The sequence below is a fragment of the Vogesella mureinivorans genome (assembly GCF_007644035.1).
Lineage (GTDB): Bacteria > Pseudomonadota > Gammaproteobacteria > Burkholderiales > Chromobacteriaceae > Vogesella > Vogesella mureinivorans.
In genome coordinates, this window is record NZ_VMTV02000922.1 from 1 (window position 1) to 285 (window position 285).

At 40.0% G+C, this 285-nt stretch carries 1 protein-coding gene; it reads right to left on the reverse strand.

The genetic code is table 11. The features are described 5' to 3' along the window. Positions 1–177 precede the first annotated feature (177 nt). A complete protein-coding gene (locus FLQ44_RS21160) occupies positions 178–279 on the reverse strand; it encodes a nucleoside-diphosphate kinase (RefSeq protein WP_439144958.1) in 102 nt (33 codons plus the stop codon). Positions 280–285: the final 6 nt, after the last annotated feature.

Sequence of the window (285 nt, forward strand, 5' to 3'; positions counted from 1 at the left end):
GAGATTGTTGCTGTTCAGCCGAAACTGTAGAGACAGCGACCACTTCAGTACTCATGTGTATTACCTAAACCATGTCTAACGATGAAAGGAGAAGCTCAATAAACGAGCAGAAATTTATTCAGGGAATAAAAAAACCAGATAAGTATAATAACACTTATCTGGTTTGAATACTTCGAATTAACGAGTACGTGGAGCAATCTCAGTTTGAGCGAAGAAGTAGTTAACTTCACGATCAGCAGATGCTACAGAGTCAGAACCGTGAGCAGCATTTTCGTCGATGCTTAC